The sequence below is a fragment of the Chitinophaga polysaccharea genome (assembly GCF_902150045.1).
GTDB classification, from domain to species: domain Bacteria; phylum Bacteroidota; class Bacteroidia; order Chitinophagales; family Chitinophagaceae; genus Chitinophaga; species Chitinophaga polysaccharea_A.
In genome coordinates this window covers 1371986-1388315 of sequence record NZ_CABFVU010000001.1, presented here as the reverse complement: position 1 = coordinate 1388315, position 16330 = coordinate 1371986, and the positions used below count along the sequence as shown (strand labels likewise).

Sequence of the window (16330 nt, the reverse complement as noted above, 5' to 3'; positions counted from 1 at the left end):
TATCAACCACCAACGTGGATAAATGGACCCTAATTAGTAAATAAAAAAAGGCTGCATCATTTATTTATGATACAGCCTCTTTTTAAGGATTTATGACGGAATGTTACTGTCTGTCCAGAAACTTCCATGACCGGTAGATTAGATTCTGCTTTCTGGATGCCTCCGCGACGGTGGCAAAAAACATATTGATTACCGGGGGGCCTAGGTAGTTAGATGCCGGATTAAAAAAGGTGACCATGATTTTTCTATCACTTGGTGCCCAAATTTTAAAATCCGCGCCGTTACTGCCTAATAAACCCCTGATTCCTCCATCCCCTAACATTCCAGTCTGTTCGTATACCTCATTAATAATGCCTTCCACTTTAACAGAAGTACCGGGTTCTGGAAATATTGAGATCTTTACCAGTTGTTTACGTTCATCTACACCTAAGTATATCGACCTGGGATTAAATGATTTTCCGTTGCCCCATATCACAAGGTCATCGTCAATGTACCGATACCAGGATTGTGCGTCGGGAGCAGGAATAAAATATTCAGCGTCACTTTTACCAAATGGTGCTACTGATCCCAGGCTGCTTAAATCAGACCCTAGCCGGAGTTTCCCTATTCCTAAGTTGTGGAATGCTAGCATTGATATGCTCCTTTTAATTTTCACAATATAAATCATTACTGCCATATCTAACAGTCACGTCCATAGAATTTCAGAGGCCTCCATTTCGTTGGATCCAGCCTGGTAAACGGGTTTAAGATCAGCCATAAAAGCCTTCTGATCTTTACTGGCTACATATTTTAGAGAATTACGAATCTGGTGAACTACACAGCTTTGGACTTCCGTTTTAGGATAAATGCTAGAAATAGCCTCTGCAAAGCCTTTCAGGTTATCGATACAAGCTATCAATATATCAGAAACGCCACGTTGTTGTAAATTACTTAATACACCCAGCCAGAAGTTGGCCCCTTCACTTTCTGATACATACATACCCAGCAGATCCTTACGGCCTTCAGGGTTAATACCTAAAATATTGTATACACAGCGGTTCACTACCTTACCTTCATCCTTAACCTTATAATACATGGCATCCAGCCAGACAATGCAGTAGACCTGCTCCAGTGGCCTGTTTTGCCAGTCCTTTACCAGCGGTATAACCTTATCTGTAATGGTTGATAGAGTACTGGCTGATATATCTGTATCATACATATCTTTTATGTGAGCTGAAATATCACGAAAGCTCATGCCATGGCCGTACATGCCAATTATTTTATGCTCCAGACTCTCAGTCAGAATAGTTTCCCTTTTTTTAACTATTGAGGGCTCGAAAGTGGTGGTGCGATCACGGGGAGTCTCAAGATCTATTGTCCCTTCTGCGGTTTTGAGACGTTTTGAGGTGCGCCCGTTTTTACGATTGCCGTTATCCCGCTTTTCATCATCCAAATGTTCCTCCAGCTCTCCTTCCATAGCCGCTTCCAGGAACTCTTTGAGGAGAGGGGCAAACGCGCCATCCTTACCAAATAAGGATTTACCAGAACGAAACTGTTCTAAAGCCTTCTTCTTTAAGGCATCGTAGTTGAAGTTCTCTTTGCTCATAAAAAATAAACTGTATTAAAGGTCTGAAATTATTTTTAACCTTTGACACAGTTCATTTTACAGTCTCATATTTGAGACAGCTTCTTCCTTTTATCAATTATTTGAAGAGGTTCTGATATCAATCACTTTTAACTGGAGGGAGGTTTGTCCGTTCCATTCATTTTCATCGAGAGTAAATACCATATCAAACGGTTTTTTTCCTGCCATTAAGGGGAATTTATCTGCCATATAAAAGCCGATCCCCGACATAGTTGGACCATATCTTCCCTGTTTTACAGAAAATTTGATATGGTCATCTTTTACAATCTTCGAATAGCCGTTATCCACCAGGTTCCTGGCAAGAAAAACAGGACGGAGGTTTTCCGGTCCCAATGGCTCAAATTGCCGGAGAATATTATAAAATGCAGGTGTGATCTCCTGGAACTGGATTTCGGTATCAATTACAATTTCCGGTACCAGCTGATCCGGGTGGATGGTTCGTGCCACCACTTCTTCGAAACGTTCCTGGAATGCTTTTACATTTTCCGTTTTAAGTGTCATCCCTGCTGCGTAAAAATGCCCTCCATAGTTTTCAAGGAGATCTTTACACTGGTGAATTGCCTCATAAACGTTGAAGCCCATTACAGAACGGGCGGATCCTGCAACCTTATCATTCGATTGGGTTAGGATAATGGTGGGACGGTAATAGTACTTATCGATCAGCCGGGAAGCCACAATGCCTACCACGCCTTTGTGCCAGTGTGCCTGGTAAAGCACGGTTGATTTCCTGCGGGCAATGTCTGCATCATTTTGTAGCAGTACAATTGCTTCCTGGGTAATGGTGCTGTCAATTTCTTTCCTGTCGAAATTATCCGAATGAAGCACAGCTGCAATGGCAGCGGCTTTCTCCACATCATTTTCGATAAAGAGATTAACTGCTTTCCGGGCATCATCCATTCTGCCGGCAGCGTTTACACGCGGTGCGATAACAAATACCAGGTTGGCAATAGTTAATTTTTCTTTCAGTGCGCTGAGGGTGATCAGTGCTTTAATACCGGGTAGCGGATCTTCATTTACTTTTACAAGACCATGAAAGGCCAGTATCCTGTTTTCCCCGGTCATTGGAACAATGTCGGCTGCAATACTGGTAGCAACCAGGTCCAGGAATTTATTGGCTTCCGATTGGGGAAGGCCTCTTTTTTGTGCAAAAGCAGAAATCAGTTTGTAACCAATCCCGCATCCGCTAAGTTCTTTATAGGGATAGGGGCAGTCGTGCTGCTTCGGGTTCAGGATGGCCACAGCAGGAGGCAGTACAGCATCGGGCAAATGGTGATCACAGATGATAAAGTCGATGCCCCATTCTTTTGCCATGCTGATATGTTCCACCGATTTGATGCCACAGTCGAGCGCAATGATCAGGCTGAAATCATTGTCCCTGGCATATTCAATACCCTGCATGGAAATACCGTATCCCTCGCGGTAACGATGTGGAATATAAAATTCAATATTGGTGTAGAGCTTTTGCAGAAAGGCGTATACAGTGGCAACTGCGGTGGTGCCGTCTACATCATAATCTCCATAGACCAATATTTTTTCGTGCTGGAAAAAAGCCAGTTCAATTCTGGAAATGGCTTTATCCATATCTTTCATCTGCCAGGGATCATGAAGGTCTTCCAGTGTAGGGCGGAAAAATTGCCGGGCAGCCTCATAGTTGGTTACATTGCGTTGCACCAGTAACCGGCATAACAACGGATGTATGCGTAATGATGACTGTAGTAACTGTTCCTGATTTGGTTGATATGCCTTTACCGTCCAGCGTTTTTGCATTATTATATTTTAAAGGCCTAAGCTTTACGCTTCTTCCGCATATTACATTATTTTTTATTCTTACTAAAATGTTCTGTCGGTTGTAAATCGCACCAGGGATTCCAACCCGTTCCTAACCGCGTTTTCAGGAAATCTATTTAAGATGGCAAGGGCTTCGTCCCGGTATTCAAACATTTTCTGCCTGGTGTAATCAATACCGCCAGATGCTTTTACCAGGCGGATCACTTCTTCCACGCGGTCTTTCTCTGTATTGTGATTTTTTACTATATTAATAATCTTTCTTCTTATTTCGGTAGAAGCGTGTTCCAGGGTATAGATCAGGGGGAGGGTCATTTTTTTTTCACGGATATCGATGCCGGTTGGTTTCCCGATTTTGGCGGAGCCGTAGTCGAACAGGTCATCCTTAATCTGGAAGGCGATGCCTACTTTTTCGCCGAAAAGGCGCATTTGTTCCGTGGTATGATCGTCGTTGCTGCTGCTCCATGCGCCTGCAGCGCAGGCGGAAGCCAGTAATGAAGCTGTTTTGCGGCGAATGATCTCGAAGTAAATATCTTCCTTAATATTAAGTTTCCTGGTTTTTTCAATCTGCAACAGCTCACCTTCACTCATTTCTTTTACGGCTTCCGATAATATCTGTAAGGTCCGGAAATCGTTGTTGTTGAGGGATAGCAGCAGCCCTTTTGACAGGAGGTAGTCGCCTACCAGAACAGCAATTTTATTTTTCCAGAGGGCATTAATAGAAAAAAGGCCGCGGCGTTCGTTGGCGTCATCCACTACATCATCGTGCACCAGCGTGGCAGTATGGAGCAGTTCCACCAGCGCCGCTGCGCGGTAAGTGCTTTCCTGGATATTATCGCTGAAAAGTTTTGCGGATAATAAAACAAACATGGGCCTGATCTGCTTTCCCTTGCGTTTTACAATATAATGCATGATCCGGTCCAGTAATGGCACATGACTTTTTACTGAATCTGCAAATTTACTTTCAAAATCCTGTAATTCTTTACCTATCAGGTGTTTAATATCGTCCATGAATTAAATAAAAAGGATTGCTAAGCTAGCTTTTATAAATCATATTTTAACATTTTGGCCTCTAATTTGTATAGTGAGTATAACATTCCTTTAACAGGAGTTAAGGAATCCTTTAACAGGAGATATACATATCCTTAACTTAACTGGATTTAAGGTATATAAATACTTTCATTTAAGCTCTAATTTTGAGGGACTTATCAATGAAAATAATATTGCAAGAAAAATTTGTATATTCATTTATGATATTTACCTTTGCTAGGTAAAAAACGGGTTATTAGTAAATTTTTAACAGTTTTTAATAAAAAAAACAATTATGGCAAGCAAAAAGTACTTATTACTGGCAGGCGCTGTGGGTTTACTATCAGCATCTACTAGTTTTGCACAGGTTCAACCAACCGGCTACGATGCTCTGGATAGCACCAAAGTGTCTAGCAAGCGTATGGTACAGCAAAATAACTTCACGAACCACCAATCAAATTTCCCGGCTAAACCGAGAGATATGTGGGAACTGGGTTTTAGTGGTGGTTTACACCTGATCAGCGGAACTGTTCCTCCTCAACCAGGTTTTGGTGGCGGTATCTCCCTGAGAAAAGCATTGGGACATACTTTCTCCCTGAGAGCTGAGTACATCGGTTCTATCGATAAGGGTCAGGACTACAAACTGCGTCCAAACATGCCTGCTGGTGGTATCAACCCATGGGCTAAGACAGCTGCTTTAAACGGCGGTATGATCGTTCCTAACTACAAATCCCAGAACCATCAACTGTCTTTGGATGTGATCGCTTCCCTGAGCAACATCCTGTTCTACAGAGCAGAACCTAAAGTTAACTGGTATTTACTGGCTGGTTACTCTATTGTAATGGCAGACGTTGACGTTGACGCATTGGATGCAAACGGAAATGGTTATGACTATTCCAGCATTAATTTCGGTGCAAAACGCAGCGATATCAGAAAACAGATCAAGAATCTGAGAGATGACAAATACGAGCAGAACGCTCCTTCTCAGGGTAACAGAGTTTCCATCGGCCGTAACGATGACAACCAGCTGCTCCGTCATGCACTGGATCTCGGTACTGGTGTGGCGTTTAAAGTTTCTAAACGTTTCAATATTGGTATTGAAGAGAAAGTTACTATGCCGTTTGACGCTTACCTGGATGGATATCCTGGTCCGGGCGGTTCTACCAAGGACTTCTATTCTTACACCAGCCTTCGTCTGAACTTCAACCTGGGTAACCCAGCTAAACGCGTACAGCCATTATGGTGGATCAACCCACTGGAATACGCTTACAGCGAGCTGAGCAACCCACGTCACATGAAGCTCCCAGCTCCGGTTCTGCCTGATGCTGATGGCGATGGCGTAACTGATCAGTTCGATCGCGAACCTAACACTCCAGCAGGTGCACCAGTTGATGTTCACGGTGTTGCTAAAGATACTGATGGTGACGGTGTTCCTGATTACAAAGACAAACAGCTGATCACTCCAACTTACTGCCAGCCAGTTGACGCTGATGGTGTTGGTAAATGCCCAGATCCAGAATGCTGCAAAAACCGTGTTGAACAATCTTGCTCTACACTGGTTCTGCCTAGCGTTTCTTTCAAAGGCTCTTCTACCAAAATTGGTAACGATCAGGAAGCTATCCTGGCTTCTGTAGCAGCTACCCTGAAATCTAACCCTTCCTGCAACGTTCTGGTAACAGGTCACGCAGGTGCTAAAGGTAAGAAAGGTGGTGTTGACCTGAGCAGCCGTCGTGTTGATTCAGTAATCGACTACCTGGCTGATAAACAAGGTATCGACCGCGGTCGTTTCATCAAACAAAACACTCCTGGTGAGTCTGGCACTGTTGACTTAGCTCCTGCTAACTAATCAGTATCACTCATTAAGATGATAACTAAAAAGTCCTCTCCCGTTTGCTCGGGAGAGGATTTTTTTTTGAAGCAAACACTCCCCTGCGAAATATTGTTGGAGTGTCAATATTTACCCCTAATTTTGGAGGCTTTTTTAATAAACTTATTATTACGTGGGAATTAACATTAACAGGGTATCCCTGGCTGGACTGGTAGTAGCTCTTGGTATTATCTACGGCGATATCGGAACATCTCCACTCTATGTTTTCAAGGCCATTGTAGGAGGGAATCCCATCAGCGACCTGTTGGTGATCGGGGGTATTTCCTGTATCATCTGGACACTTACCCTGCAAACAACCGTTAAATACGTTATCCTCACCCTCCGGGCAGATAATAAAGGGGAAGGTGGCATTTTTTCACTCTATGCGCTCGTAAGGCGCCATGCCAGGTGGACTGTTATCTTTGGGATGATCGGTGGAGCTGCCCTGCTTGCCGATGGCATTATCACCCCGCCCATTACCGTTACATCCGCCATTGAAGGTCTCAGAACCCTGGAAGTCTTTAAAGACCTGGGACAGATGACCATCGTTAAAATAGTGCTTACCATTATCACAGGGCTTTTTGTGATGCAACAGTTTGGTACCGTTTCCATTGGCCGGATGTTCGGCCCTATCATGGTACTCTGGTTCTCCATGCTGGGAATACTCGGTATTTCACATATAGCGGATGATTTGAGCATTTTCAAAGCCTTTAGCCCCCATTACGCCATTGAACTCCTGACAACTTATCCTAAAGGATTCCTGATCCTCGGGGCCGTATTTCTTTGTACAACAGGGGCGGAAGCACTTTATTCCGACCTGGGCCACTGCGGTAAAGGTAATATCCGGGTATCCTGGATCTTTGTTAAGTTATGTCTTATACTGAACTACCTCGGACAAGGTGCCTGGTTACTGACACAAAAAGGACAAATCCTGCCAAAAGATCAGAACCCTTTCTTTACCATCATGCCAGAATGGTTCATCATTTTTGGCGTATTAATAGCCACACTCGCCTCTGTAATTGCCAGCCAGGCACTCATATCAGGTTCTTTTACCCTCATCGCGGAAGCTATGCGGCTTAACCTTTGGCCCAAAATGCGGGTGAACTATCCCACTGAAATGAGGGGGCAGTTATATATACCAGGCATTAATACCATGCTGTTTGTTGGCTGCGTTTCAATTGTCCTCATCTTCCAGGAATCATCGAATATGGAAGCGGCATACGGATTATCTATTACTATTTGTATGCTCATGACTTCCTGTCTCTTTGCTTTCTATCTCTATACAAAACGGGTATGGGTAGGCTGGATACTGCTATATCTTATTGTTTATTTCACCATAGAATTCTCATTCCTGTTCGCGAACGTGATCAAATTTATGCACGGAGGTTACGTGACGGTAATAGTAGCCGGCGGCCTCTTCCTGGTGATGATAGTATGGTTTAAATCGCGTAAGATCAAAAACCGTTATGTGGAATTTGTGCGACTGGAAGATTATCTGCCCATTATCCAGGAACTGAGTAATGATACCTCTATTCCCAAATATGCTACACATCTTGTGTACATGAGCAGTGCCGATAACCCGAAGGAAATAGAGCATAAGATCATCTATTCTATTCTCAATAAAAAACCCAAAAGGGCAGACATATACTGGTTTGTGCATGTAGATGTAGTTGACGAGCCTTACCTGAGCGAATACTCTGTACAAACAATTATTCCAAATGAAGTGATACGCGTAGAGTTCCGCCTGGGTTTCAAAGTGGAACAACGCATTAATCTCATGTTCAGAATGGTAGTGGAAGATATGGTACGTAATAAAGAAGTGAATATCACCAGCCGTTATGAATCATTGAGTAAGAATAATGTAGTAGGCGATTTCCAGTTTATTGTGATGGAGAAATTCCTGTCGCACGACAATGACCTGCCTTTATACGAGAGAATGGTGATGAAGATGTATTTCTTCCTGAAAAAGATCAGTTTGTCGGAAGAAAGAGGCTTCGGGCTGGACTCCAGTTATGTAACCATCGAAAAGTACCCGCTGGTAGTAGCGCCGGTAACCAATCTGCAGTTGAAGCGGATCGTACATTAACGATAAATCCTTATCATAGAAAGCCGGGTCTTATTAAGATCCGGCTTTCCTTTTTTTATATGACCAGTTGTCCTGATAAACGGAAAAAATCCACTTTTTTTATAGATATTGGGATTTCCGGATAACAATGATGAATAACCCATCATGTAATTCCAATATCTGAAAACGCTTAAATTTAGTATGGTGAACAAATTTTTTGGCGTGCTGGTAATGCTGGCACTGCAACAAAACGTATGGGCGCAAACATCTCCTGCCGCTGGTTACAGGGACCTGCCTGATCCCAAACCCGTTAATAAAGCTTCCTGGGCGGCTGTTAATGACACCAGGCTTCACGTTGCATTCGGTACTGCGGATACCCGTTATGAAAAAAGAAATGCACCGGATAATAATGGATTAGCGCCTTCCTGGGAAACAAAAGCCTGGAAAGGTGAAAAGGTTCATACACAACTGGTGATATGGTCTGCTGCAGCACAGCCTGAAGTTAGTATCCAGGCTTCCGCCCTGAAAGACAGCAAAGGGTATACAATTGCCGCTTCTGCGATCACCACCGGCTTTGTGAGATATGTGCTCACAGATGGCCTTAACAAAGATGGCAGCGGTTGCGGGCACCGTAACCCAAAAGATTTCGATTCATCGTTGGTAGCAGATGGCATTGATATCATTAATAAAAGCACCATCGCCGCCAGTACTACTCAGCCGGTGTGGCTGAGCATCCAGGTGCCGGCAAATACACCTGCAGGCGCATACAAAGGCTCGGTGAGTGTTAAATCAGGCACTACAACAGTGAATATGCCCTTTGGAGTAACAGTGCTGGAACATACCCTGCCCGCTCCGAAAAACTGGCAGTTTCACCTCGATCTGTGGCAAAGCCCATACGCAATAGCACGTGTATACGGTGTAAAACCCTGGAGCGATGCACACTTTAAAGCCATGAAACCGTATATGAAAATGCTGGCGGATGCAGGGCAGAAAGTGATCACTACTACTATCATTTATGATCCCTGGAACAGCCAGACAGAGGACATCTATGGTACAATGGTGAAATGGACGAAGAAGAAAAATGGCAGCTGGACCTATGATTACAGCATCTTTGATAAATGGGTGCAGTTTATGATGGATCAGGGTATCCGGAAGGAAATCAACTGTTACAGCATGATTCCATGGAACCTGAAATTCTATTATTATGATGAGGCGGCAGGAAAAGATACTTTCATTGTGGCCAAGCCGGGTTCTGAAGAGTATACCGGACACTGGCAACCTATGCTGACTGATTTTGTAAAGCACCTGAAAGCAAAAGGCTGGTACAACATCACTGCTATTGCTATGGATGAAAGGCCTATGGAGGCAATGCTGGAAACTCTGAAGGTAATCCGCAGTGCGGATAAGGATTTTAAGTTATCATTGGCCGGCAGCTATCATGAGCCACTGGCCAATGAAATACATGATTACTGTATCGCGCTGAAGGAATCTTTCCCTGAAAACATTATGAAAGCACGTTTGGAGAAAGGCTTGCCTACTACCTTTTATACCTGCTGTACGGAAGGGTTTCCAAATACCTTTACATTTTCTCCTCCGGCTGAATCAGCTTTTATGGGCTGGCATGCAGCGAAGAGAGGATACAACGGTTACCTGCGCTGGGCCTTCAACTGCTGGGTAGCTGATCCGCTACACGATTCCAGGTTCCGCACTTGGGCCGCCGGGGATACTTACCTTGTTTATCCCGGCCCGAGATCTTCCATTCGTTACGAGAGACTGATTGAAGGTATACAGGATTATGAAAAGATAAGAATCCTGCGGGAAGCATTTGTAAAAAGCGGCAATTCTGCAGGGCTAAGTAAACTCAATGATCTCGTAAAACCTTTCGAGGAAGAAACGCTGAGAACCACGCCAGCGGCGGATATTTTAAAAGTGGCAAAACAAGGATTAAACGAATTATAACAGGTATAACTCATAAAAAAAATCCTCCGGGGAACCGGAGGATTTTTTTTAACACAACTAAAAAACAATCAAATGTGTTCATCAATCGGGCTTTTTCCCATCTAAAAAGGTATTGATCGTATTAATTTCTGTATGATTATTAGGTCCCTGATCACCACTCACCGTATAGTTAGAGTAGAAGTGCTCAGCAGAACCAGCGCCATTATCCAGGTTCACATTTCTGCGCAGGTAAGCCGGTACATTTTCCAGTTCCGCATTATTGTCCATGTTCTTCACGTTGAAACTGATGCTGCGTAATTTGGCTACTCTTTCCGCCTGTTTGCGTTTTTGTTCTTCCAGATCTTCATAAGCCTGCTGCATGGGCACTTCGGGAGGAGCAGGCGGTACATTTGCTGCACTTTCTTCTTCCTCTTTATACACCATTTTCATTTCAGGCGCAGGGGTACCTGGTTCCACGTAAATGTGTGAAGGCCTGTTTAAATAACCTCCTGCTGCATTACCCTGTTGTGGCTGAATAATATTTACACCAGGCTGCTGCGTATGTGCAGGCGGGACTTGTTGTACAGGCTGTTGTTGTATTGGCTGCTGCTGAACAGGCTGCTGCTGAACAGGTTGCTGCTGAACAGGTTGCTGCATCTGCTGTTGCATTTGCTGCTGTATCTGTTGCGGGTCAGGCTGTTGTGGTTGTACAGGTGGTACCTGCTGAATATTCAGCACATAGTTCTGACGTGCAGGAGCAATAGGCGCCTGTTGTTGCGGCTGCGGTGGCGTATAAGCCATCACAGGCTCAGGATGGTTCACTACAGGCTCCATCAGGCGTGGTGCCATCAGGTCTTGTGGTTCCTGGAATAAAGTGCCTTGTGCCTGTTGAACGCTCATCTTTTTTTCATCACCGTCTTTGCCCAACTGCATTACAATTTTAGGCTCTGTGCGTTCAGTATTGGCGGGAGTAATTTTTTGCTGTGTGATGGGTTTTTGTTCAAAACCGGTAGCAATAATGGTTACGCCCAGTTGCCTGTCCAGTGTTTGATCGTAACCCACACCGAGGATCACATCGCAATCTTCACCAGCCTGGCTTTGCACGTATGCCTGGATGATATCCATTTCATCGAGGGTGTGCTCAAATTCGCCTTCGGAAGAAGAGATATTGATGAGGATCCATTTGGCGCCGCGTATATCGTTATCGTTCAGCAGCGGGGAAGTCAATGCGTCTTCGATAGCCCTTTGCGCGCGGTTTTCACCTTCTGCCAGTGCAGCACCGAGGATGGCCACGCCGCCGTTACGCATAACGGTACAAACGTCGGCAAAGTCAACGTTGATCTGACCAGTGGAATTGATTACATCAGTGATACATTTAGCGGCGGTAGCCAGCACGTTATCTGCTTTTTCGAACGCGGCCTTGAACTTCAGGTCGCCGAATTTCTGACGTAATTTATCATTGGAGATAATCAGCAGGGTATCTACATACTCTTTCAGGCGGGTAACACCTTCATCAGCCTGTAGCATTCTCTTTTTTCCTTCGTAGGAAAAAGGAGTGGTAACAATACCTACGGTCAGAATACCGAGCTCCTTACATATCCGCGCGATGATAGGAGCGCCACCTGTTCCGGTGCCACCGCCCATACCGGCAGTTATGAAGGCCATTTTGGTATTTACCTCCAGTATTTTTTTGATTTCTTCAAAGGATTCTTCCGTCGCCTGTTTCCCGATTTCAGGATTTGCACCGGCGCCAAGTCCCTGTGTCAGGTGCGGTCCCAACTGTATTTTATTGGGAACAGGGCTATTGGCAATAGCTTGTGCATCGGTATTGCAAATAATGAAATTTACCCCTTCAATGCGCTGGCTATACATATGATTCACCGCATTACTTCCACCGCCACCGATACCGATGACTTTGATGATAGAAGATTTTTCCTTAGGAAGATCAAAATGTATCATGACTCTATACTTTTATGGGTTAGTACGAATAATTAATAATGAACTATTAAGAATTAAGTGCGTGTATGCTTGTATGTTATTACTATGGTTCATTTGTCCTGTCATTATTAATTATCGTTCTTAATTCTTATTATATTAAACGTTTGCTTTTTGCAACAATTGCGCCACTTACTATTAAAGTTTTGCATCTTCTTCTTCCGTGAACATATCAATGATCTTTGTTTTCATTTTGTCCAGGAAGTTTTTCAATGAGGCGTTCCTTTCTTTTGCTTTCCGGTCCTGTATTTCCTGGCTGCTTGGAACCGTTTCTTCTATCCAGTCTTCGGTTGGAGCCACCGACTGTGCAGCCTGTTCTTTTGCCAGGTAACTGGTATTAATTTTTACATAATTTTCTTCCAGTGCTTTACGATCATTTTCAAAATCGTTGTATCCTTTCAGGATGAGGCCTACGCAGGTGGCATACATGGGTTTGGTTAACTCATCTATATGGCCGCTGGCGAGGTGCTCGTTGGGGAAACCTATACGGGCGCTTGCACCGGTAGTGTATTCTGTTAACTGTATAAGATGCTTTAGCTGAGATCCGCCACCTGTAAGGATAATACCGCCGTTCAGCATTTTGTTATCCATACCGATCTGCTTGAGATGATACACCACGAAATCGAGTATTTCACTCATGCGGGCCTGGATAATATGCGCCAGGTTCTTCACGGAGATCTCTTTGGGGCTCTGGCCTCTTAATCCCGGGATCGTGATATAGGCGTTGGTTTTAGCTTCATCTGCCAGTGCATAACCGAACTGTACTTTCATCTGTTCTGCCTGTGTTTTTAATACACCCAGGCCGTTCTTGATGTCGTTGGTAATGTTTTCACCACCGTATGGAATAACTGCAGTGTGTTTCAGTATACCTTCATAAAATACTGCCAGGTCGGTGGTACCGCCACCAATATCCACAATGGCTACACCTGCCTCAAAGTCCATATCGCACATTACCGCTGCAGCAGAAGCCAGTGGCTGTAATACCAGGTCGCGGATTTTAAGACCGGATTTTTCCACGCTGCGGTTAATGTTGCGGATGGCGTTTTTATCGCCGGTAATAATATGGAAGTTGGCGCCCACCTTTACCCCGGACATACCGATAGGATAAGTGATGTTCTGCAAACTATCCACTATATATTGCTGCGGGATCACATCAATGATCTGATCGCTTGCGGGAATAACTGTTTTGTACTGATCGTTGATCAGCTGGTCAATATCTTTTTGGGATATTTCCGCATCAGTGTCATTGCGTACAATATCTCCGCGGGTTTGCAAACTTTTTATATGATGACCGGCTATACCAACATATACCTCGTTAATTTCCAGGTTAGGGTTGGATGCATAACAATTTTCGAGTGCTTGCCTGATAGCTTTAATGGTTTGGTCGATGTTCAGCACCATACCGTGCTGTACACCAAACGATGTAGCTTTTCCGAATCCCAGGATTTCCAGTTTCCCGTATTCATTCTTCCGTCCTGCAATGGCAGCAATCTTCGTAGTACCTATATCGAGTCCTACAATGATGGGAGCTTCCTGATTCATGGCGTTTTTTGTTTTTTTGATGTGTTAACAGATTTATTCCCTGGCTTATACACTGCTTTGGGTTGTTGTTTGGCCGGCGCAGCTGCTTTTTCTTTCTTCACCTTTTCTTTTTCTTTCTGCGGTTTGGCTTTTTCTTTTACTGCGTGCGCCGGTTTTGACACCGGTTTGGCAGGTTCGGTATGTACCGGCTTTACTGTTGCCGGTGCTGCCGTTGTTGAATCTTCGCTGTCCGCTATCGGCGGTTCATCTGCACCAGCCAGTTTCAAACTATCTGTTTTGATCACTGGTTGCAATGGAACAACGCCATCTTTACGGGTACACACCACTTCGTTTTCAAATGCGATGTTGATGCGTGTATAATTATTCCAGCCTACTTTGTTCAATCCTTCTTTATAAAAAGCCAGCAGTTTGGTGAATTTTTTATCTATGTCTGTACCTTCTCCGAATGCAATCACCTGGTCGCCCAGCTTAGGTATGAACTCAAACCTGCGATCATCTGTGATCATGAGTTGTTCTACCTGTGCCATCCAGAAAGGATCTTTACCGATGTAGGTGCCCAGGTCCACGATTTGTGCGGCTAACAGGCTATCAGGTTTCTGCAGCTTTTCTGCATCCGTAGGAAAACCTGTAAATACCGGCACCCTGGCTGCATACCGGCTGGATACCGGTATATGTTCGCCTGCCCCATCGAGGTAAAAGCTGTTACCGGAGAAAGTAAATACCCTTGCCACCGGCTCGCGTTGCGTTACTTTGATATTCAGCTGCCGGCTGTTGTCAAAATAAATTTCCGCATTTTTTACCCAGGGATCCTGGTCTACAATGGATTCCAGTTCTGCTATATTGATATCGGCAATACTTTTACCAACCGGGTTCAGATTTTTATCTTTCGTGATCAAAGATTTTATATCCTTTGATTCTATAAAGAAATTATCATCTTTCCCCTCAAATTTTACCAGTATACTTTTACATTTACCGGCATCCTTGTCTTGTATAGCAGCCACCAGCAATACTGCAAAGCCTGTGAGCGCTGTTCCCCAGAGAACAGCGATACCCAGTCGTTTTAATATTGTGGCAGTTTTGGACAAGCTTTTTATTTTTTAATGTAATGTTGTTTTGTTTTTAAGGAGATGAGCCACAGGTTCTTTTAACTGATCTATATCTCCTGCTCCTGCTGTGATCAGTAACGGAACATCGTGCTTTCCCAGATATTCCATTACATCTTCTTTTGATAAAATTTTTACAGGCACTGTTATTTTATCCGCGATCATTTCGCTGCTTACCCCCGCTATCGGCAGCTCACGTGCCGGGTAGATAGGGAGCAGTATTACCTCGTCTGCCAGGGACAGGCTTTCTGCAAAGCCATCTGCCAGGTCACGGGTGCGGGTAAATAAGTGCGGCTGGAAAATAACCGTGCATTTTTTCCCGGGAAACAATGCCTTTGCACTGGTGATCAATGCACGCAATTCTTCCGGATGGTGTGCATAATCATCGATATATACCTGTTGATCTGTTTTTACCGCGTATTCAAATCTCCGTTTGATGCCTTTAAAACTGGCGATGGCAGCACGGATCCTGGCGGCGTCTATTCCCAGCAGCTGTGCTACTGTAATAGCGGCTACTGCGTTTTCCACGTTGTGCATGCCACCAATGTGCATTACAACGTTATCGATCATCCAGTCCTGCTGCATTACATCAAACTCGTATCCGCCGTTGATCATGCGGATGTTGGCGGCGTAAGCGTTGGCAGCATCGTTTTGTAAACTGTACAACAACTTGTTTGTTGCATTCAGCTCTTTGTTGCGGTGCAGGCCGAACTTAGCAATCAGCGTGCCATTGGGCTTGATGTTATGTGTATACTGGATAAAAGCGTCTTCCATTGCTTCCGGTGTGCCGTAAATATCCAGGTGGTCTGCATCCATGGCAGTCAGCACTGCGATATCCGGACTTAATTTCAGGAAAGAGCGGTCGTATTCATCTGCTTCAATTACTGCTACCGCTTTTTCGCTGCTCCAGAAATTTTTATTATAGTTTACACTGATACCACCGAGGAAAGCATTACAGCCATAACCGCTATCGGTAAGCAGGTGAGCGATCATGGTGGAAACAGTTGTTTTACCATGTGTGCCCGCCACGGTAATGGCAAACAGGGAACGGGTAATTTCCTGCAGCACATCACTGCGCTTTACCACTTCATAGCCATTGTCACGCAGCCACTGCAACTCTGTGTGTGTAGCCGGAATTGCCGGTGTGTACACTACCAGGGTAGCCGCTTTATCGATCAGGTTAATATCGTCTGTATAATGGATTTGCATACCTTCTGCCTCCAGCTGCTTTGTAAGCGCTGTGGAGGTACGGTCATAACCGCTTACCTGCACTCCCTTCTCATTGAAGAAGCGTGCAATAGCGCTCATGCCAATACCACCGATGCCGATGAAATAAACCCTTTGTATGTTGTTCAAATCCATATATTCTTCTAAAAAAATCT

10 protein-coding genes and 1 pseudogene are annotated in these 16330 nt (G+C 44.4%); 3 read left to right on the top strand and 8 right to left on the bottom strand.

Annotated features, from left to right (window positions below):
- Nucleotides 1-103: 103 nt before the first annotated feature.
- From FN124_RS05540 to FN124_RS05525, 4 genes and pseudogenes are all read right to left on the bottom strand, one after another.
- Nucleotides 104-676, bottom strand: a complete 573-nt coding sequence (locus FN124_RS05540; RefSeq protein ID WP_142683761.1) for a hypothetical protein — start codon at nt 674-676, stop codon at nt 104-106.
- Nucleotides 677-712: 36 nt separating this feature from the next.
- Nucleotides 713-1585 (bottom strand): annotated as a pseudogene (locus FN124_RS05535) (IS256 family transposase); the annotation flags it as partial.
- A 93-nt stretch (nt 1586-1678) separates the two neighbouring features.
- Complete coding sequence (recJ, locus tag FN124_RS05530) at nt 1679-3391, bottom strand: single-stranded-DNA-specific exonuclease RecJ (RefSeq protein WP_142683760.1); 1713 nt, start codon at nt 3389-3391, stop codon at nt 1679-1681.
- Between the two features lie 63 nt (nt 3392-3454).
- Nucleotides 3455-4420 carry a polyprenyl synthetase family protein gene (locus FN124_RS05525; RefSeq protein ID WP_142683759.1) on the bottom strand — a complete coding sequence of 322 codons (966 nt, stop codon included), beginning with the start codon at nt 4418-4420 and terminating at the stop codon, nt 3455-3457.
- A gap of 313 nt (nt 4421-4733) precedes the next feature.
- Between FN124_RS05525 and FN124_RS05520 the strand changes: the two genes are divergently transcribed.
- The 3 genes from FN124_RS05520 to FN124_RS05510 all read left to right on the top strand — a co-directional run bounded on the left by FN124_RS05520 (nt 4734) and on the right by FN124_RS05510 (nt 10329).
- Nucleotides 4734-6284, top strand: a complete 1551-nt coding sequence (locus FN124_RS05520) for an OmpA family protein (RefSeq protein ID WP_142683758.1) — start codon at nt 4734-4736, stop codon at nt 6282-6284.
- Between the two features lie 154 nt (nt 6285-6438).
- The gene (locus FN124_RS05515) at nt 6439-8391 is read left to right on the top strand and encodes a KUP/HAK/KT family potassium transporter (RefSeq protein WP_142683757.1); all 1953 of its coding nucleotides are present in this window, start codon (nt 6439-6441) and stop codon (nt 8389-8391) included.
- 180 nt (nt 8392-8571) lie between these two features.
- Complete coding sequence (locus FN124_RS05510) at nt 8572-10329, top strand: DUF4091 domain-containing protein (protein WP_142683756.1); 1758 nt, start codon at nt 8572-8574, stop codon at nt 10327-10329.
- A gap of 81 nt (nt 10330-10410) precedes the next feature.
- Here the strand turns inward: FN124_RS05510 and ftsZ are convergent, their stop codons facing one another.
- The 4 genes from ftsZ to murC form a co-directional block, all read right to left on the bottom strand.
- Nucleotides 10411-12267 (bottom strand): cell division protein FtsZ, encoded by a 1857-nt coding sequence (ftsZ, locus tag FN124_RS05505; RefSeq protein WP_142683755.1) that lies wholly within the window; start codon nt 12265-12267, stop codon nt 10411-10413.
- A 174-nt stretch (nt 12268-12441) separates the two neighbouring features.
- Entirely contained in the window at nt 12442-13845 is a 1404-nt protein-coding gene (ftsA, locus tag FN124_RS05500; protein ID WP_142683754.1) for a cell division protein FtsA, read from the bottom strand.
- On the bottom strand, nt 13842-14930 hold the full coding sequence (locus FN124_RS05495; RefSeq protein ID WP_142683753.1) for a cell division protein FtsQ/DivIB: 1089 nt from the start codon (nt 14928-14930) through the stop codon (nt 13842-13844). Before FN124_RS05495 ends, ftsA begins: the two co-directional genes overlap by 4 nt.
- Nucleotides 14931-14942: 12 nt before the next feature.
- Nucleotides 14943-16310 carry a UDP-N-acetylmuramate--L-alanine ligase gene (gene murC / locus FN124_RS05490; RefSeq protein WP_142683752.1) on the bottom strand — a complete coding sequence of 456 codons (1368 nt, stop codon included), beginning with the start codon at nt 16308-16310 and terminating at the stop codon, nt 14943-14945.
- Between the last annotated feature and the right edge of the window lie 20 nt (nt 16311-16330).